We start from the raw sequence: 19436 nt of genomic DNA, 5'->3' as shown, positions 1-19436 counted from the left end.
CCGACCCGCGCAGAAAAAGTCAACTGATTAGCTTTCTCATGGATGTGATGTAACTAATTGATGCAGCTTTTGTTTTAGCGGCTACACTTGCATGGGATCCAATATTTTAGCGTCATCAGCTACTCACTTTTTTAGTCCCGAGGTGCCCATGAGTCAGGCTTTTCTCCCCTTCTCTCGTCCCAGTATCGGTGATGAAGAAATTGCCGCCGTAGAGCAAGTACTGCGCTCCGGCTGGATCACTACCGGGCCGAAAAATCAGGAGCTGGAAGAGCAATTCTCCAACTACGTGGGATGTCGTCATGCCGTGGCATTGTCCTCGGCCACCGGTGGGATGCACATCACGTTACTGGCATTGGGGATTGGTCCAGGCGACGAAGTCATTACGCCGTCGCAGACGTGGGTGTCTACCGCAAACATGATCTGCCTGTTGGGTGCCACGCCGGTGTTCGTCGACGTTGACCGCGACACGCTGATGAGTGACCTGGCAAGCATCGAAGCGGCCATTACACCCCGCACCAAAGCGATCATTCCGGTGCATTACGCCGGTGCCGCGTTCGATCTCGACCCGCTGTATGCGTTGGCCGACAAACACGGCATCGCCGTTATCGAAGACGCCGCCCACGCGGCGGGCACGTTCTATAAAGGTCGTCACGTCGGTGCCCAAGGTACGGCCATCTTCTCCTTCCACGCGATCAAGAACATGACCTGCGCCGAGGGCGCCATGTTCGTCAGTGACGATGAAGCCCTGGCCAGTCGGGTGCGCATGCTCAAGTTCCACGGCCTTGGCGTCGATGCCTATGACCGCATGACTCACGGGCGCAAACCTCAGGCGCAGGTGATGGAACCGGGCTTCAAATACAACCTGGCCGATATCAATGCCGCCATCGCCCTGGTGCAGTTGGAGCGCCTGGACCAAATCAATGCCAAGCGCACCGAACTGGCCAGCGCCTACCTGAAACGGCTCGAAGGCTCAAAGGTGCAGCCGTTGGCCATTCCGACGCACCCGCAGCAGCACGCCTGGCACCTGTTCATCCTGCGTATCGATACCGAACGCTGCGGGTTGGATCGCGAAGCGTTCATGAAGGCCCTGCAAGCGCAAAACATCGGCACCGGCATTCACTTTATCGCCACGCACCTGCACACGTATTACCGCCAGCGCTTCCCAAATATTTACCTGCCCAACACCGAATGGAACTCGGCGCGTCTGTGTTCGATCCCGTTGTTCCCCGACATGACCACCGATGACGTCGATCGTGTGGTCGGCGCCATTGAAAACATTGTGGACTCAAGCCTGTGAAACCTTACCCGATCCGTTGCGTGTCGATCGTCATCCCGGTCTATAACGAGCAAGACAGCCTGCCCGAGTTGCTCAGGCGCACCGAAGCGGCGTGCCAGCAGTTGCACCATGACTACGAAATCGTGCTGGTCGATGACGGCAGCCGCGACAACTCGGCGCACATCCTCGAAGAGGCCGCCCATCGCGAGTGCAGCCCGGTGGTGGCGGTCATTCTCAACCGCAACTACGGCCAGCACGCGGCAATCATGGCCGGTTTCGAGCAGTGCAAAGGTGATGTGATTATTACCCTCGACGCCGACCTGCAAAACCCTCCCGAAGAAATCCCGCGGTTAGTGGCTAAGGCCGAACTCGGCTATGACGTGGTCGCCACCGTGCGCAACAACCGTCAGGACTCGGCGTTACGCCGCTGGCCGTCAAAGCTGATCAACCTGGCCGTGCAGCGTTCAACCGGCGTCGCCATGACCGACTACGGCTGCATGCTCCGCGCTTACCGGCGAACCATCGTCGACGCCATGCTCGCCTGCCGCGAACGCAGTACCTTCATCCCGATCCTGGCCAACAGCTTCGCCCGGCACACCACGGAAATTCTCGTGCCCCACGCCGAGCGCGAACACGGGGAATCCAAGTACAGCCCCATGCGCCTGGTCAACCTGATGTTCGACCTGATCACCTGCATGACCACCACGCCCCTGCGTTTGCTGAGCATCGTCGGCTTCGCCATGGCGGCCCTCGGCGTGCTGTTCGCCATTACGCTGATCGTGCTGCGCCTGGCCTTCGGCGCCCATTGGGCCGGCGACGGGACATTCGTGCTGTTCGCCGTGCTGTTCATCTTCACCGGTGGCCAGTTCATCGGCATGGGCCTGTTGGGCGAGTACCTGGGACGCATGTACGGCGACGTTCGCGCCCGCCCCCGGTTCTTTATTGAAAAAGTCCTGCGTAACCAACCCGCTGCCCCTGCTCCCGTTGTCACCGTTGACGGTCTCACCTCCATTTCTTCAGATCAGGTTCACTCATGAGTGCAAAAGCTGTTGTCTTCGCCTATCACGATATTGGCTGTGCCGGCATCGAATCCCTGCTCAACTCGGGCTTTGATATTGCCGCGGTGTTTACTCATCCTGATGATCCCAAGGAAAACGCGTTCTACGGCTCCGTTGCGCAACTGTGCGCACGCAAGGGCATCCCGGTGCACGCCCCGGAAGATGCCAACCACCCGTTGTGGATCGAGCGCATCAGCAAGCTCAACCCGGATTACCTGTTCTCGTTCTACTACCGCAACCTGCTGAGCGAACCGCTGCTGGCCACGGCCAGCAAAGGCGCCTTCAACCTGCACGGGTCGCTGCTGCCACGCTACCGTGGGCGCGCTCCGGCCAACTGGGTGCTGGTCAACGGCGAAACCGAAACCGGCGTGACCCTGCACCGCATGGTCAAACGGGCCGATGCCGGCGCAATCGTCGCCCAGAAAGCGGTGGCGATTGAGCGCAGCGACACCGCGCTGAGCCTGCACGGCAAATTGCGCGTGGCCGCCACCGACCTGCTGCGCGACACGCTGCCAGCTTTGCTCGCAGGCAAAGTCAGCGAAACGGCGCAGGACGAATCCAAAGCCACGGTGTTTGGCCGTCGAACCCCGGCCGACGGCAAACTGGTCTGGAACAAGCCGGCTGAAGAATTGTTCAATCTGGTTCGCGCGGTGACCCAGCCTTACCCGGGCGCTTTCTGCGCCGTGGGTGAACACAAGCTGATTGTCTGGAACGCAGAAGTCGCCAAAGGCAATGAAGGCCAGGCACCGGGACGGGTTATCAGCGTTGACCCGCTGCGTATCGCCTGCGGCGAAGATTCCCTCGTGATCACCGCCGGCCAGCGCAACGACAACGGCCTGTACCTGAGCGGCCCGCAACTGGCCAACGAACTGGGTCTGGTGGACGGTTCTGTGCTGCGTGGCGCCGAGTCCGGTCGCGCCCCACGTCGCACGCGCGTGCTGATCCTCGGCGTCAACGGCTTCATCGGCAATCACCTGTCCGAGCGCCTGCTGCGCGACGACCAATACGAGGTGTATGGCCTGGACATCGGCTCGGACGCCATTGAGCGTCTGCGCAGCCATCCTAACTTCCACTTTGTCGAAGGCGACATCAGCATTCACTCCGAGTGGATCGAGTACCACATCAAAAAGTGCGACGTGATCCTGCCACTGGTCGCGATTGCTACGCCGATCGAGTACACCCGCAACCCGCTGCGGGTATTCGAGCTGGACTTTGAAGAGAACCTGAAACTGGTTCGCTACTGCGTCAAATACAACAAGCGCGTGATCTTCCCGTCGACCTCGGAAGTCTATGGCATGTGCCAGGACGGCAATTTCGATGAAGACACCTCCAACCTCGTCGTCGGTCCGATCAACAAGCAGCGCTGGATCTACTCGGTCTCCAAGCAATTGCTCGACCGGGTGATCTGGGCCTACGGTCAGAAAGGCCTGAACTTCACCTTATTCCGTCCCTTCAACTGGATGGGCCCACGCCTCGACCGCCTGGACTCGGCGCGGATCGGCAGTTCCCGTGCAATCACCCAGCTGATCCTGAACCTGGTGGAAGGCACGCCGATTCGCCTGTTCGATGGCGGTGAGCAAAAACGCTGCTTCACGGACATTGCCGACGGTGTAGAAGCCCTGGCGCGGATCATCGACAACGAGAACGACGCCTGCAACGGGCAGATCATCAACATCGGCAACCCGGATAACGAAGCCAGCATTCGCCAGTTGGGCGAGGAACTGTTGCGTCAGTTCGAAGCTCACCCATTGCGCGACAACTTCCCGCCGTTCGCCGGGTTCCGCGATGTCGAAAGCAAGGCGTTCTACGGCACCGGTTATCAGGACGTGTCCCACCGCAAACCGAGCATCGCCAACGCCAAGCGTCTGCTGGACTGGACGCCGACGGTGGAGATGAGCGAGACCATCGGCAACACGCTCGATTTCTTCTTGCGCGAGGCCATGCTCGAAATCGCGGACAAGCGCTGATGCAGGCAGGCCTTCGGATTGATGTCGACACGTACCGAGGCACCCGTGAGGGGGTGCCCCGGCTGCTGGAAATCCTCGATGAAGCACAGGTCAAGGCGACGTTTTTTTTCAGTGTCGGGCCGGACAACATGGGGCGCCATTTATGGCGCCTGATCCGCCCGCAATTCCTCTGGAAAATGCTCCGTTCCAACGCTGCCGGCCTGTACGGCTGGGACATCTTGTTGGCCGGCACTGCGTGGCCGGGCAAACCGATTGGCCGGGACCTTGGACACTTGATGCGTCAAGCCCAGTCGGCCGGCCATGAAGTCGGTCTGCACGCCTGGGATCACCATGGCTGGCAGGCCAATGCCGGGCGCTGGAGCGACGCGCAGCTGGTGGAACAGATTCGTCGAGGCGTGGACGAACTGAGCGACATCCTCGGGCAACACGTCTGGTGTTCGGCCTCCGCCGGTTGGCGGGCGGACGAGCGCGTGATTGAGGCCAAGCAAGGTTTCAACTTTCGTTACAACAGCGACTGTCGCGGCCAGAGCCTGTTTCAGCCGACCCTGGCCGGTGGCGGCCTCGGAGCGCCACAGATTCCGGTGGACCTGCCGACCTTTGATGAGGTAGTCGGCCCCAACGTGGCGGCCAAGGATTTCAACGCCTTCATTCTTGACCGCTTCAGCCCCGAAAAACTCAACGTCTACACGATCCATGCCGAAGTAGAAGGGATTCTGATGGCCAACGATTTTCGTCAATTGCTGGCCGATGCGCGCCAGCGAGACATCCATTTTCAACCCTTGGGCGATCTGCTGCCCGAGGCACCCGACACCTTGCCGGTCGGCCGAGTGCTGCGCGGCGCGCTCGAAGGACGCGAAGGCTGGCTGGGAGTGCAAGGCGTATGAGCAAACGCTGGGCATTGCCGCTGCTGCTGGGCCTTTATCTGTTGGCTTACCTGCTGCCATTGGGCAGTCATGGCTTGTGGATTCCCGACGAAACCCGCTACGCCCAGATCAGCCAGGACATGCTCCTGAGTGGCAACTGGGTGTCGCCGCATTTCATGAGCCTGCGCTATTTCGAAAAACCGGTGGCCGGTTACTGGATGATCGCCGCCAGCCAGGCCTTGTTTGGCCAGAACCTGTTCGGCGTGCGGTTTGCCTCAGCCCTGAGTACCGGGCTGAGTGTGTTGCTGTGCTTCCTGATCGCTCGCCGGCTGTGGAACGAGCCGCGCAAGAGTTTTGCCTGCGCGCTGCTGTACATGAGTCTCACCGTAATCGCTGGCGCCGCGGGCTACGCCAACCTCGATCCGCAATTCACCTTTTGGGTCAACCTGAGTCTGGTTGCCTTGTGGTTTGCCCTGGACAGCGTCGGCCGAACCCAACGCCTGATCGGCTGGGCGGTGCTCGGCCTGGCCTGCGGCATGGGGTTCATGACCAAGGGCTTTCTCGCCTGGCTGCTGCCGGTACTGATCGCCCTGCCCTGGATGGTCTGGCAAAAACGCTGGCGAGAACTGCTGATCTACGGTCCGCTGGCGATTGTCGTGGCCATCGCCGTCAGCTTGCCGTGGGCCTTGGCGGTGCACGCGCAGGAGCCCGACTACTGGCGGTTCTTCTTTTGGCACGAACACATACGCCGCTTCGCCGGTGACGACGCGCAGCACGACGCGCCATGGTGGTACTACCTGCCGTTGCTGGTGGCGTTCAGTCTGCCGTGGGTGGCGCTGTTGCCACCGGCGTTGCGGCAGGCGTGGCAAACACGTCGCCAGGCGAATATCGCTTTCCTGTTGCTGTGGCTGCTGATGCCGCTGCTGTTCTTCAGCCTCAGCAAAGGCAAATTACCGAGCTACATCCTGCCATGCCTGCTGCCGTTATCCTTGCTCCTGGGTCATGCACTGGCCGACCGACTGCAGCTGAAGCAGGGCCGAGCCCTTGGAATTAACGGTCTACTGAACCTGCTGCTGGGCCTGATCACTCTGCTGGCACTGGTTTACCTGCAACTGAAAAAACCACTCTACAACCATGAACTGCACAACCTGGTGCTGGTATTCATTGGTTTGACCGGCTGGATCATGGCCAACCTGCTGCAAGCCTTCCGACCGTTGCAATGCTGGGCCGCCCCGGCCTTCGGCAGTCTGCTGCTGATCGGCTTGTTGCCGGCCGGGCTGCCCGATTCGGTGGTCGCCAACAAGATGCCCGATCAATTCATCCTCGATCATGCGCAGGAACTCGGCCAGACCGACCAGTTGCTGAGCAACGACCTCGGCGCCGCCGGGGCCCTGGCCTGGCGCCTTAAACGCCCGGACGTGGCGTTGTACAACACGATAGGCGAATTGAAATATGGCCTCGCTTATCCTGATGGCGCACAGCAACAAGTCGATCCGAACCAGGTTCAAGCGTGGATGCGCACAGCCCGCCAGAGCGGCTCGGTTGGCGTGGTGATGCGGGTGAAGGGTGACGACGAATTGCGCGAAATCGAACGACTGCCCAAGGATGGCAAGCGCTATGAACAAGGCAACATTGTGATTCTGATCTTTCCTCAGGAGGCGTCATGAGCCTCTTGCTGCTCTTGGCCGCTTGCCTGCTGACCTGCCTGGGCCAGATTGCCCAGAAGTACGCCGTGGAAAGCTGGCGCGAAAAGGCATTGGGTTGGGCCGAGAAACTGCGCTCGCCGTGGCTGTGGCTGGCCCTCGCGTCTCTGGGATTGGGCTTGCTGGTGTGGCTGCTGGTGTTGCAGCGCCTTGAGGTCGGCATCGCCTACCCGATGTTGAGCCTAAATTTCGTGCTGATCACCCTGGTCGCCCGCTTCGTTTTCCACGAAACCATCGACCGTCGCCACTGGCTCGGCGTGGCACTGGTGATCGGCGGCGTGGTTCTGCTGGGGCAACACACATGAACCTTCGTCGCGGAATCACCTTTGCGCTGGGTAGCGTGGTGCTGGTCAGTGCCGCGCAATTGGGCATGCGCTGGAGCATGAGTCGCCTGCCACCACCCGAACATTGGCTCAGCGCCAGCGTCGATCTGAGCGCCGTCGCCGTGGTACTGACGGCGATTCTGGCCTACGCCCTGTCGATGCTTTGCTGGCTCGCCGCCCTACGGGATTTACCGCTGGGACGGGCCTATTCGCTGCTGAGTATCAGCTACGCGCTGGTGTACCTGCTGGCCGCCAGCCTGCCGCTGTTCAACGAAACTTTCAGTCTTTCAAAAAGCCTTGGGGTGGCCTTGGTCATCCTCGGTGTCATTACCATTAACTCTCGACCTGCTCGCGCGCCCGAACTCAGGAGTGCCCCATGAAAATAAGTGTATTTGGTAGCGGTTACGTTGGCCTGGTGCAAGCCGCCGTCCTGGCTGAAGTTGGCCATGACGTGGTCTGCATGGACATCGACGAGAATAAAGTCGAGCTGCTGCAACAAGGCCACGTGAGCATTTTCGAACCGGGGCTGGCCAGCCTGGTGCGCGAAAGCCTGGAAGCCAAACGGCTGCAGTTCACCACCGACGAAAAACTCGCGGTGCAGCATGGCCAGGTGTTGTTTATCGCGGTCGGTACACCGTCCCGGGACGACGGTTCGGCGGATCTTCGTTATGTGCTGTCGGTGGGCGAAGCCGTGGCGCGCCATCGTGAACAACCGGTGATTCTGGTGGAGAAATCCACGGTGCCGGTGGGCACGGGTGATACCTTGCGCGTGCACATCGACAAGTGCCTGGTCAAGACCGGCCGGTTGTTGCAGTTCGATATCGTCTCCAACCCGGAGTTTTTGAAAGAAGGCTCGGCCGTGGCCGATTGCCGGCGCCCGGACCGGATCGTCATCGGCTGCGAACGCGATGAGGTGCGTGATGTGATGCGCGACCTCTACGCGCCCTTCAACCGCAACCATGACCGGATCATGTTCATGGACCTGCGCAGCGCCGAGCTGACCAAGTACGCCGCCAACTGCATGCTGGCGACCAAGATCAGCTTCATCAACCAGATCGCCGAACTGGCCGAACACCTGGGCGCCGACATCGAATCGGTGCGCCTGGGCATCGGCGCCGATTCGCGTATTGGTTACCACTTTATCTACCCCGGTTGCGGTTATGGCGGCTCGTGCTTTCCCAAGGACATGCGCGCGCTGATCCACAGCGCCGAAGAGGCTCATTGCTCCAGCGACCTGCTGCAAGCGGTGGAAGCGATCAACCAGCGGCAGAAGCACAAGCTGTTCGAGCGTATCAACGCGTTCTACAAGGGCGATTTGCGCGGCAGAACCTTTGCCGTGTGGGGGCTGGCGTTCAAACCGAACACCGACGACATGCGCGATGCACCGAGTCGGGTATTGCTGGAATCGCTGTGGGCCGCCGGGGCCAATGTCCGCGCGTTTGACCCGGAAGCCATGCAGGAAACCCAGCAGCTGTATCCCGATGAATCCCGGTTGATGCTCATGGGCACGCCGGAATCGGTATTGTCCGGCGCCGACGCGTTGATCATCTGCACCGAATGGCAGCAGTTCAAGGCACCGGATTTCAATCTGATCCAGCAGCGGCTCAATGCCCCGGTGATCTTCGACGGACGCAACCTGTACGACGCCGATCGCCTGGCTCGCGCCGGTTTCATGTACTTCCCGATGGGCCGCGGTGAATCGCGCAATCTGCCGATTCCGCATCAGCAGTGGCCCGCTGCATCGGTCGTCGCTTGATTGCGACGTTACCCGGTATCCGCCGACAGTCCCTGGGGCTAGGGCTGTTGGCGCTACTGTTGTTCAGCGCCGGGGTGTATCAGCAGTCGGTGATCGGTTTCGATTCGCGCTTCGTGCTGTTCGCTCAGGAAATGTTGCGCCACGGGCCGTCATTTTTTCCGACCACCTATGGCCAGCCTTATGCCGACTATTCGGCGCTGTCGACGCTGTTTATCTGGCTGTTGTCGCTGCCGTTCGGGCAGGTCAACAGCCTCAGTGCCTGGTTGCCGAGCGCCATTGCCGGGGCGGTGATCGTCACGTTGATGCACCGGCTGCTGGCGCCCTACTCCCAGCGCTGGGCGTTGCTGAGCATCGCCCTGATGATGCTGACCAACACCTTTGTCACCGAAATCCGTGGCGTGTCCCTGGATATGATGCTCGCGGCGGTGGCTTTTTCAGTGTTCTACCTGGGTTATGCCACCGATCATTTCGCGGCAAAGCGTCGGTGGGTCCTGATCTTTGCCTTGCTGATACTGGGTTTCGGAATTCGCGGGCCGATCGGGCTGGTGGTTCCCACTGGCATGCTGTGCAGTTATTACATGCTCAATCGTCAATGGCAGTATGTGTTTGGTTTCGGCCTGATGGCGTCGGTGCTGCTGGCAGTGTGCATTGGCGTGTTGCTGTGGCTGGCGGAGACCAGCGGCGGCCCGGACTTCATGCACGACGTAGTGCGCATGCAGTTCATGGGGCGCATGGACGGTAGCGAAGGCGTCAGCGGTTCGCTGTATTACTTCACCGGCTCGGTGGGCAACTATGCGCTCGCGTATCCGTTGGCGTTGCTGGTACTGGCCGCCGTCTGGCTGACAACGCCTCGGCAGGCGGGTCCTGCGTTGCGCCTGTTGCAGTACTGCACGGCCGCCGGCCTGATCGTGATGGTCGGGCTCTCGATCCCCCAGGCAAAAAAGGCCCGCTACCTGCTGCCGATGTTGCCCATGGCGGCGATCATTGCGGCGTATCCGTTTCAGGTGGTGCAAGGTCGGGTATTCGTCTGGTTGCGGGGTTTGATGCAAGGGTTGTGGTTGCTGATTCCCGCCCTGTTGATCATTGGATTGCTGGTCGCTCAGCGACGTTTTCCTGAGCAACTGACAACCTTCACTCCGGCGTTGATCATTCTCGGCGTGCTGCAAGTGATCGCCCTTGCCGTGCTTTTCCGATCCCGCTGGCGGGCGCAAACATTGGCCTTTGGCGCGGTTCTGGCGCTTTGGTCGGTTTACATTCTGGTGTTCGAACCGGTTGAACGTCGACTCTACGACACTCAGTCTTTCAGCCGCGCAGCGTTTGCACGGGTGCAGAAAGACCCGGCACCTCTGGTGCTGCATGGCATGGGTAAAGACGCCAAGGCAATCAAGTTCATGGTCAATATCGATCAGGATCTGCAACCAGTGTTTACCGAGTCGATTCAAGAGCTGGAAAGTCTCGTGGGGCCTGCCTGGTTGATGATGGACCAGAGCGATTACAAGGCGTTGCAGGGCACTCGTTTGGGTAACTTGCAACCGGTGTTGAGCGGGCGTTTCGACAAGAACGATTTCGTGTTGCTGCACAACCAACAACCGTAGGTGTTGCCGGCAAAAAGTTGCTGTTACCTGAGCACGCTTATCATCAAACCGGCGCCTTCAAATCGACCCCCAACGCCTGGGCAAACGCCTTCACCAGTGGGCTGCGCACGGTGTTGTGGCGAAGGATCAGATTGAACGGGGTGACGATGTGGATCAGGTCCGGACGCACCGCGCGAAATTGCCCCTGAGCCACCATCGACGCGGCGTAATGCTGGGGAAGAAAACCCACGAAACGCCCGGTCTTGATCAACAGTGCCACCGCTTCGACCTGAGTAGCCGAGGCAGAAAAGCTGTCGTAGTGGGCAAAATTCAGTTTGTCGCGATGAATTGCGTAGCGGTGGTTGATGCACTCGTAATCCTTGAGCACGTTGCCGCCAATTTCTGCGTCCGGCAGCGAGAACAGCGGATGACCGACCGCGCAGTAAACCTCCGAGCGTTCTTCATACAACGAGTAATAATCAAACTCTTCGCGCTTCTGGTAAACCGGGACAATCCCTGCCACTAACCGCCCCTCTACGACGCCTCTTTCCACTTCATCCAGTTGCGACGCCTGAAGTTGAAACCTTACTTTGGGCGACGCTTCATTGATCCTTCTAAGTGCAGCAACTAACGGTGAATTAACATCCGAGATCGTATTATCAATGACTCCCACTCCCAGATCACCGATCAGTTCATTCTGCGCTGAACTAAGTCGATCACGAAAGTTGTCGACCGAGGCAAACAAATCGATCGACGCCTGGTACACCAGACTGCCTTCTTCGGTCAGGTGAAAGCCCTCACGTCCTCGGGTGCACAGGCGCATGCCGATGCGGATTTCAAGGTCGGAGATCTGTTTGCTGATGGCTGCCAGTCCCACATTCAGCTCGTTCTGGGCGGCACTGAAGCCTCCGGCCTCGACCACGGCCTTGAACACTTTGAGCAGTTTGAAATCCAGACCGCTGAGGGTCAGCGGTGCCCGATGCGCCGTTTTCAGCGGCGGGTTTCCGGAATTGGAAAGTGGGGTTTCCATAATGCTTATTTACCTCTGGCGCCCTATTCAACACTCTGTGTCCAACAACAAAAATAGTGCTGGCCAATAATAATGAACACAGAAAACCAGGCTTGGCAACCGCTAATAAATCCCGCACATCAGTGCCAACTCACTGATTTCGAACTATTAAAAGCTGACACTACGATCAGCTCTCGCAACGATGCAACTGCGCTTTTTCCCTGCCCTTGAATATTGAATAGGCCTAACCACGCCCGGTTGAATTTTTTGACCAAAGGCAAGTGTTCAGGGCCCGGCACACCGATCTGTAGGAGCGAGGCTTGCCCGCGAAGCTCTTTGGCATGACGCCAGATTAATTTCTAACTTCCGAGTAACGACGAGGAAAACAACAATGTCTCAAACCACCGACCGTCTCTGGGGTGCTCGCTTCAAAAGCGGCCCGTCCGAAGCCCTGGCGGCCTTGTCCCGTTGCCCAGAGCGTTACTTTCGCCTCACCCCGTACGACCTCGCCGGTTCCAAGGCGCATGCCCGTGAATTGCAGCGTGCCGGGCTGTTGAGCGAACAAGAAACCCTGACCATGCTTGACGCCCTGGAGCGCATCGGCGATGACTTCCGCGCCGGCAGCATCGCACCGACCCTGGACGACGAAGACGTCCACACCTTTATCGAACGCCTGCTGACTGAACGCCTCGGCGCCCTCGGTGGCAAGCTGCGCGCCGGCCGTTCACGCAACGACCAGACCGCCAACGATCTGCGCCTGTTCCTGCGTGATCACGTGCGCACCCTGGCCGTTGAAGTCCTGGCCCTGCAACAAGCGCTGGTGGATCAGGCCGAGCAACACATTGAAAGTATCTGCCCGGGGTTCACTCACCTGCAGCAGGCCCAGCCGATCGTCTTCGCTCACCACTTGCTGGCCCACGCCCAATCGATGCTGCGTGACGTGCAACGCCTGGTGGACTGGGACATTCGTACCTCGCTGTCGCCACTCGGTGCTGCGGCCATGGCCGGTTCCGCCATCGCTCGCCTGCCTCAGCAGTCGGCCAAGGAAATGGGTTACAGCGGCGTGTGTGAAAACTCCATCGACGCCGTGGCCAGCCGCGATCACATCGCCGAGTTCCTGTTCATCGCCAGCATGCTCGGGATCAACATTTCCCGCCTCGCTGAAGAGTTCTGCCTGTGGTCGTCGCGGCAATTTCGCTGGGTCGCGCTGGACGATGCCTACGCCACCGGCAGCTCGATCATGCCGCAGAAGAAGAACCCGGACATCGCCGAACTGGCCCGGGGCAAAGCGGGTCGCTTGATCGGTAACCTGACCGGTCTGCTCTCCACACTGAAATCCCTGCCGCTGTCGTACAACCGCGACTTGAGCGAAGACAAAAACGGCGTGCTCGACAGCGTCGACACCCTGTTGCTGGTGCTGCCGGCCATGGCCGGGATGGTCGCGACCATGAAGGTCAACGTCGAAGAACTGCGTCGTCAGGCGCCCCTGGGCTTCACCCTCGCCACCGAAGTCGCCGACTGGCTGGCCATGCGTGGCGTGCCGTTCAAGGAAGCGCACGAAATCACCGGTGCGCTGGTGCAGGCCTGCGAGAAACACGACATCGAATTGTGGGAAGCCTCCCCGGCACTGTTGGCCGAGATTGATCCGCGCCTGACCCCGGAAGTCCGCGAGAGCCTGACCCTCGAAGCCGCCATTGCCGCCCGTAGTGGCTGGGGCGGCACCGCGCCGCAACAGGTACGCGAGCAGATCGGCCGCTTGAAGATTGCCCTCGCCACCCAGCAGCAATGGACCGAGAACTATCAAGGTTTTCGTCTTTGAATTAATGCGCAAAACCTGTAGGAGCAGAGCTTGCTCGCGAAAGCGGTGGGTCAGACGACATCAATGCCGAATGTCAGACCGTCTTCGCGAGCAAGCTTCGCTCCTACAGGGATTAACACCAGCGTACGGAGAAACAACATGAGCCAGACTCAGGCAGAACGACTCCAGTCGGAGCGCAAACTGGCGGAAAACCAGTTCGATATCACCCAGTACCACCATGTGCCGCGGCGTTATTACGGGCGAATTTTCTTCGCCACCGTCATCGTCATTGCAATTCTCGGGCTGGTGCGGGCCTTCGCCGAAGGCAAGATCGAGTGGTCTTACATCGGCCAGTTCCTCACGTCCCAGGCGATCATGTGGAGCTTGCTCAACACCATCGTCATGGCGGTGCTGGCGATGGCGCTGGGCATTGTTTTCGGGGTGATCACGGCGATCATGCGCATGTCGGCCAACCCGATCCTGCGCTACGTGGCAGTGACCTACACCTGGTTGTTTCGCGGTACGCCACTGATTCTGCAACTGCTGTTGTGGTTCAACCTGGCGCTGATCTTCCCCACCATCGGCATCCCCGGTCTGTTTGAAATGGACACCGTGAGCCTGATGACGCCGTTCGTGGCCGCCCTCCTCGGTTTGAGCATCAACCAGGGCGCCTACACCGCCGAAGTGGTGCGTGCCGGCCTGTTGTCGGTGGACACCGGGCAGTACGAAGCCGCCAAGTCGATCGGCATGCCGCGCTTGCAAGCGCTGCGCCGGATCATCCTGCCGCAAGCCATGCGGGTCATCATTCCGCCGGTCGGTAACGAGTTCATCGGCATGGTGAAGATGACCTCGCTGGCGAGCGTCATCCAGTACTCGGAACTGCTCTACAACGCCCAGAACATCTACTACGCCAACGCCCGGGTCATGGAGCTTTTGATCGTCGCCGGTATCTGGTACCTGGCCACGGTCACCGTCCTGTCCTTCGGTCAAAGCCGTCTGGAGCGTCGTTTCGCTCGCGGCGCCGGCAAGCGTTCTTGAGGAGTTCAACATGAGAAGCATCGTCAAGGCCGTGAGCCTGAACAAGTACTACGACCATTTCCACGCACTCAAGGACATCAACATCGAAGTCGAGCAAGGCGAAGTGCTGTGCATCATCGGCCCGTCCGGCTCCGGCAAAAGCACCTTGCTGCGTTGCATCAATCAGCTGGAAAAAATCGATAAGGGTGGCCTGTGGGTCGACGGCGAACTGGTGGGTTACCGCATCGTCGGCAACAAACTGCACGAGCTCAACGAGTCGCAGATCGCCCGTCAACGCCTGTCCACCGGGATGGTGTTCCAGCGTTTCAACCTGTTCCCGCACATGACTGTGCTGCAAAACATCATCGAAGGGCCCTGCCAGGTGCTCAAGCGTTCGCCCAAAGAGGCGCACGAAGAAGCCGTGGAATTGCTCGCTCGCGTCGGCCTGGCCGACAAGCGCAACAGCTACCCGATCGAACTTTCGGGTGGTCAGCAACAACGCGTCGCCATTGCCCGTGCACTGGCCATGCGACCCAAGCTGATGCTGTTCGATGAACCCACTTCGGCACTCGACCCGGAACTGGTCGGTGAGGTGCTGTCGGTGATGCGCGACCTCGCGCAAACCGGCATGACCATGATCGTCGTCACCCATGAACTGGGCTTCGCTCGCGAAGTCTCCAACCGCATGGTGTTCATGGACGGCGGGCAGATCGTGGAGGCTGGAAGCCCCGAAGAAATACTAATAAGTCCGCAAAACCCGCGCACCCAAAGCTTCATTTCTGCCGTTCGAACCTAAGCGCCAGCCTCGCAAACCAAGAGCTGCGTAACAACACTCATAAGAGAACGACCATGAAGAACTTCGTTATTCCAGCAGTATTCGCCAGCGTTATGGCATCCGGCTTCACCATGGCCGCCGAATTGCCGGCCAGCCTTAAGGCCAAGGGCGAGATCGTCGTCGCGATCATGCCGAACTACCCGCCGATGGATTTCAAGGACCCGGCCACCAACACCCTCACCGGTCTCGACTACGACCTGGGCAACGCCCTGGCTGAACGTCTGGGCGTGAAGATCAAATGGCAGGAAACCGGCTTCGAACAAATGATCAATGCGCTGACCACCGACCGCGTAGACATGGTGCTGTCGGGCATGACCGACACCGCCGAACGTCAGGCCAGCGTGACCTTCGTTGACTACTTCACCAGCGGTCCGCAGTTCTACACCTTGCAGAAAAACAAGGACTTCAACGAGATCACCGACCTGTGCGGCAAGAAAGTCGGCACCAGCCGCCGCACCACCTTCCCGGCGGAAATCGCTGAGTGGAGCAAGGCCAACTGCGAAGCCGCCGGCAAGCCCGCGATCAACGTGATCGGCACCGAAGGCTCGGCCGATGCCCGTGCACAACTGCGTCAGAGCCGTATCGACGCCGCCATGCAGGGCAGCGAGACCTTGTCGTACCTGAAGACTCAGGAAAAGGACATGTACAAGACCGTCGGCCAGCCGATTTCCGTGCAGTTCTCCGGGATGGGCGTGAGCAAGAAAAAGCCTGAGCTGAGTGAAGCGGTGAAGGTCGCGTTGCAGAGCATGGTGGATGACGGCAGCTACCAGGCGATTTTGAAGAAGTGGGATCTGGAGTTGGGTGCGATCAAGACTGTGACGGTTAACGCCGGGAAGTAACCTGGTTCGAAATCGCCCCCTCACCCCAACCCTCTCCCCAGGGGGGCGAGGGAGCTTACCGTGGTGATCTTTCGAAATTCTGCGACCTGCATTACCGAGTCGAGCTCACAGGTTCTGAAAACCCTGAAGATCGGCCCCCTTCCCCCCTCTCCCCTCTGGGGAGAGGGTTGGGGTGAGGGGTCGATTTTGACCGCACAAACGATCAACAACCGGAGCGCCACACCCATGTCCTCCTCGCCACAACCCACCTGGCCCGACCAGCACAAAGCCTGCCTGGCCCTGGCCTTCGACCTCGACGGCCCGACCGGCGACGCCATGCTCAACGGCTCGATCTGGCGCAAACCCGAGTACTTCGGTTTCGGCGGTTACGGCCCTTACCGCGCGCTGCCACGAATCCTCGATGTGCTCGACGAGTTCCAAATCCCGACGACGTTCTTCGTCCCGGCCTGGGTCGTGGAGAACTGGCCGAAACAGTGTCAGGCGATTGTCGAGCGCGGGCATGAAGTGGCCTACCACGGCTACAAACACGAATCCTTTTACGCCCTCACGCTGGAACAGCAAAAGGACGTAATGAACAAATCCCGCGAGGTGTTCTGGAAACACCTGAACATCCGCGCCGAAGGTTTCCGCACCCCGTCCGGCGACTGGCGCGCCGAAACCCCGGCGATGCTGGTGGAAGCCGGGGTGACCTACTCCAGCAGCATGCGCGGCGATGACCGGCCGTACCTGGTGAAAGTCCCGGGCCACCAAACGCCGCTGGTGGAAATCCCCGGTCGCTGGGAAATGGACGATTACGCCTCCCTCGCCTACACCCGCGCGCCGAACTTTCCTTCCGGGCTGGACCGCACCGCCAGTTACGCGCTGACCCTCGATAACTGGTGCCGCGAGTACGACGGTGCAATGAACGAAGGGTTGTGCCTGACCACCCTGTTCCACCCCAAGATCACCGGCAAACCGGGACGCATCCTGCTACTGGAAAAACTCTTCGAACACATGCGTCAGCGTGACGACGTCTGGTTCGCCACCTGCCGCGATGTCGCCCAATGGTGGCTGAAGGAGCATCACCATGGCTGATTCCATTGTCTGGCCCAAAGGCTATCGCTGCGCCGTGGTGCTGACTGTCGATTACAACGACATCCACGGCATCCTGACCCAGGCTCCGGAAGTCGCCGGGCGCGACAAGACGCTGTCGGTCTGGCGCTATGGCACCCAACGCGGCGTCGACCGTTTGCTCGGTTTGTTCGCAGAACTGGGGGTTTCCAGCAGCTGGTTTGTTCCCGGTATCGTCGCCGAGGAAAACCCCGAGCACATTCGGGCAATCCAGGCTGGCGGGCATGAAGTTGCCTGCGCAGGCTATCGCCATCAGAACTACGACACCCTGAGTCTCACCGAGCAAAGTGCCGAGATTGCCAAAGGCTGCGAGGCGTTAACCGCGCTGACCGGCCAGCGCCCGACGGGGTTTCGCATCCCGGCCGGCAACGGTGCGCCGGGCTTCATCGAGGCGTTGAAGGATCACGGTATTCGCTGGTCCTCATCCTGGCGCGGCGATGATTTGCCATTCGCTCATCCGACGGCGCCCGACGTCATCGAATTGCCGTTGCACTACGAACTGGAAGACGAACCCTACTTCGCCTTCAACCTCAGCCCGGCCGTACCGCCGGCGCAATCGCGGATCGCTTCTTACAGCCACACCCTGGGCAACCTGCAATTGGACTTCGCCGGGTTTCACCGGTTCGGGTTGTGTTATGTGCTGCGGCTGCACCCGGAGATCATTGCTACGCCTGGGCGGATTGGTGTCTTGCGCGAGTTGCTTGAGGGGATTCAACAGCACGATGACGTGTGGATTGCCACGGGCGCCGACGTCGCTCAATGGTGGGCTGAATCAGCGCTGCCTGTGACCGAGGACCATCCGGCGGCCGTGTATGAGCGACATTACCGGGATTACATCGTATGAGTGAGCGGATGCAGCGACTGGCGCAGTTTTGCGTCGACACCCAATTCGAAGACTTGCCGCCAGCACTGGTGGCACAAGCCAAGCGGCACATACTCGACACCTTCGGCGCGACCTTGGCCGGGGCTGGCAGCGAGGTCGCAAAGCAGGCACGTCAGGTCTTCGAGGGTGAAGTCGGGAACACGCTGATCTGGGGCACCGATCAGCGAACCGGCGCGGCTCAGGCCGCCATGCTCAACGGTGTCGCCGCCCATGCCCTGGAACTGGACGACACCGGTGGCTGTGACCATTCCGGCGCAGTGGTGCTGCCGGCGGTCATGGCTGCGGTGTCGATGTCTGGAAAACCGGTGAATGGCCGGGAGTTGATCACTGCCGTGGTCATCGGCTACGAAATCGGCCGCCGAGTGCTCGAAGCCTGCGGCAGCTATTCGGCCCACAACGGCGCCGGCTGGCATTCCACCGCCACCTGCGGCGTGTTCGGCGCGGCGGCGGCCAGTGCGCGAATTCTCGGGCTGGACGCCGGGCAAACCGTCTCGGCGCTGGGCATTGCCGGCAGTTTCAGCGGCGGTCTTTGGGCCTTCATTCATGACGGTTCCCAAAGCAAAAAACTCCACAGCGGTCGCGCTGCCGAAGGCGGACTGCTGGCAGCGCGATTTGCCCAACAAGGCATCACCGGGCCGACCCGGTTATTCGATGATGTCTGGGGCGGGTTTCTAAAAACCCTGGCCGGTGTGAGCTCACACCCTGAGGCGCTGGATGCCGATCTGGGCCGTGTATGGAAACTCGCCCGCTGCTCGATCAAGCCTTACGCCGCTTGCCGAGGGACGCATTCGGCGATCGATGCATTGGGGCTGTTACTGGATCAACTGCAGGTCAACGCGGATCAGGTCGAGGATGTCCGGGTTTCGTTGTGCGGGTTTCTTCAGGACATGTGTGGCGGGCGCGACATCAGCACGTTGGCGGCGGCGCAGATGAGCCTGCCGTATGCCCTCGCGGCCCGGCTGGTGCAGGGTCATTGCCGGTTGGAGGCTTATGACGATGAACAACGGGGCGATCCGCGGATTGCTCACTGGATGTCGCGCATCCGTCTTGAAGTGGATCGGCAACTGTCAGAGGATGGCGAGCCCGTTGTCAGCGTGCGGACCGTGGACGGTCGGCAGGCGAGCCTGTGCGTTGACGTGCCGTTGGGTGCACCGGGCAATCCGTTGAGTGATGCGGCGCTGGAGGAGAAGTTTTTCAGTTTGGCGGTGCGGGTGATGCCGCGGGAGCAGGCGCAGGCGTTGTTTGAACTGTTGTGGCGACTTGAAGAGTTGGAATCTGTCGATGCACTGATCGTTCCCACGCTCCGCGTGGGAATGCAGCCCGGGACGCTCCGCGTCCCTGCCGAAGCGGACGCAGAGCGTCCATTGAGGCATTCCCACGCAGAGCGTGGGAACGATCAAAGCCAAACACCAAAATAAGGATATT

Annotated in this window: 17 protein-coding genes; 16 read left to right on the top strand and 1 reads right to left on the bottom strand. The window is 60.2% G+C overall.

Annotated features, from left to right (window positions below; all coding sequences use genetic code 11):
* The first annotated feature begins 148 nt into the window (after nt 1-148).
* Genes arnB through ACYZT5_RS07065 form a run of 9 tightly spaced genes read left to right on the top strand, consistent with a single transcriptional unit; the run spans nt 149 to nt 10541 of the window.
* A complete protein-coding gene (gene arnB / locus ACYZT5_RS07105; protein WP_462050445.1) occupies nt 149-1297 on the top strand; it encodes a UDP-4-amino-4-deoxy-L-arabinose aminotransferase in 1149 nt (382 codons plus the stop codon).
* On the top strand, nt 1294-2313 hold the full coding sequence (gene arnC, locus ACYZT5_RS07100; protein WP_462050444.1) for an undecaprenyl-phosphate 4-deoxy-4-formamido-L-arabinose transferase: 1020 nt from the start codon (nt 1294-1296) through the stop codon (nt 2311-2313). The genes arnB and arnC overlap by 4 nt, the downstream gene beginning before the upstream one ends.
* The gene (gene arnA, locus ACYZT5_RS07095; RefSeq protein ID WP_462050443.1) at nt 2310-4301 is read left to right on the top strand and encodes a bifunctional UDP-4-amino-4-deoxy-L-arabinose formyltransferase/UDP-glucuronic acid oxidase ArnA; all 1992 of its coding nucleotides are present in this window, start codon (nt 2310-2312) and stop codon (nt 4299-4301) included. Before arnC ends, arnA begins: the two co-directional genes overlap by 4 nt.
* The gene (gene arnD / locus ACYZT5_RS07090) at nt 4301-5185 is read left to right on the top strand and encodes a 4-deoxy-4-formamido-L-arabinose-phosphoundecaprenol deformylase (RefSeq protein ID WP_462050442.1); all 885 of its coding nucleotides are present in this window, start codon (nt 4301-4303) and stop codon (nt 5183-5185) included. Before arnA ends, arnD begins: the two co-directional genes overlap by 1 nt.
* Nucleotides 5182-6831 carry a lipid IV(A) 4-amino-4-deoxy-L-arabinosyltransferase gene (gene arnT, locus ACYZT5_RS07085; protein WP_462050441.1) on the top strand — a complete coding sequence of 550 codons (1650 nt, stop codon included), beginning with the start codon at nt 5182-5184 and terminating at the stop codon, nt 6829-6831. The genes arnD and arnT overlap by 4 nt, the downstream gene beginning before the upstream one ends.
* Nucleotides 6828-7172 carry a 4-amino-4-deoxy-L-arabinose-phosphoundecaprenol flippase subunit ArnE gene (gene arnE / locus ACYZT5_RS07080; RefSeq protein WP_462050440.1) on the top strand — a complete coding sequence of 115 codons (345 nt, stop codon included), beginning with the start codon at nt 6828-6830 and terminating at the stop codon, nt 7170-7172. The genes arnT and arnE overlap by 4 nt, the downstream gene beginning before the upstream one ends.
* Entirely contained in the window at nt 7169-7570 is a 402-nt protein-coding gene (gene arnF, locus ACYZT5_RS07075; protein ID WP_462050438.1) for a 4-amino-4-deoxy-L-arabinose-phosphoundecaprenol flippase subunit ArnF, read from the top strand. The genes arnE and arnF overlap by 4 nt, the downstream gene beginning before the upstream one ends.
* Nucleotides 7567-8946: a UDP-glucose dehydrogenase family protein gene (locus ACYZT5_RS07070; RefSeq protein WP_462050437.1), complete on the top strand. Its 1380-nt coding sequence runs from the start codon at nt 7567-7569 to the stop codon at nt 8944-8946. The genes arnF and ACYZT5_RS07070 overlap by 4 nt, the downstream gene beginning before the upstream one ends.
* Nucleotides 8943-10541: an ArnT family glycosyltransferase gene (locus ACYZT5_RS07065; RefSeq protein ID WP_462052204.1), complete on the top strand. Its 1599-nt coding sequence runs from the start codon at nt 8943-8945 to the stop codon at nt 10539-10541. The genes ACYZT5_RS07070 and ACYZT5_RS07065 overlap by 4 nt, the downstream gene beginning before the upstream one ends.
* 43 nt (nt 10542-10584) lie before the next feature.
* Here the strand turns inward: ACYZT5_RS07065 and ACYZT5_RS07060 are convergent, their stop codons facing one another.
* A complete protein-coding gene (locus ACYZT5_RS07060; protein ID WP_462050436.1) occupies nt 10585-11550 on the bottom strand; it encodes a LysR family transcriptional regulator in 966 nt (321 codons plus the stop codon).
* Nucleotides 11551-11920: 370 nt separating this feature from the next.
* Between ACYZT5_RS07060 and argH the strand changes: the two genes are divergently transcribed.
* The 7 genes from argH (at nt 11921) to ACYZT5_RS07025 (ending at nt 19429) form a co-directional block, all read left to right on the top strand.
* Nucleotides 11921-13348 (top strand): argininosuccinate lyase, encoded by a 1428-nt coding sequence (argH, locus tag ACYZT5_RS07055; protein ID WP_462050435.1) that lies wholly within the window; start codon nt 11921-11923, stop codon nt 13346-13348.
* Nucleotides 13349-13486: 138 nt separating this feature from the next.
* Nucleotides 13487-14365: an amino acid ABC transporter permease gene (locus tag ACYZT5_RS07050; RefSeq protein WP_462050434.1), complete on the top strand. Its 879-nt coding sequence runs from the start codon at nt 13487-13489 to the stop codon at nt 14363-14365.
* A gap of 10 nt (nt 14366-14375) precedes the next feature.
* A complete protein-coding gene (locus ACYZT5_RS07045; RefSeq protein WP_033054778.1) occupies nt 14376-15140 on the top strand; it encodes an amino acid ABC transporter ATP-binding protein in 765 nt (254 codons plus the stop codon).
* A 53-nt stretch (nt 15141-15193) separates the two neighbouring features.
* Nucleotides 15194-16018, top strand: a complete 825-nt coding sequence (locus ACYZT5_RS07040) for an ABC transporter substrate-binding protein (protein WP_462050433.1) — start codon at nt 15194-15196, stop codon at nt 16016-16018.
* A 225-nt stretch (nt 16019-16243) separates the two neighbouring features.
* A complete protein-coding gene (locus ACYZT5_RS07035) occupies nt 16244-17092 on the top strand; it encodes a polysaccharide deacetylase family protein (RefSeq protein ID WP_462050432.1) in 849 nt (282 codons plus the stop codon).
* Nucleotides 17085-17972: a polysaccharide deacetylase family protein gene (locus ACYZT5_RS07030; protein ID WP_462050430.1), complete on the top strand. Its 888-nt coding sequence runs from the start codon at nt 17085-17087 to the stop codon at nt 17970-17972. Before ACYZT5_RS07035 ends, ACYZT5_RS07030 begins: the two co-directional genes overlap by 8 nt.
* A complete protein-coding gene (locus ACYZT5_RS07025) occupies nt 17969-19429 on the top strand; it encodes an MmgE/PrpD family protein (protein ID WP_462050429.1) in 1461 nt (486 codons plus the stop codon). Before ACYZT5_RS07030 ends, ACYZT5_RS07025 begins: the two co-directional genes overlap by 4 nt.
* Nucleotides 19430-19436: the final 7 nt, after the last annotated feature.

It is taken from the genome of Pseudomonas sp. LB3P14 (genome assembly GCF_054898045.1).
Note: the sequence above shows the minus strand (reverse complement) of the source record. Positions and strands in the feature narration are given on the sequence as shown.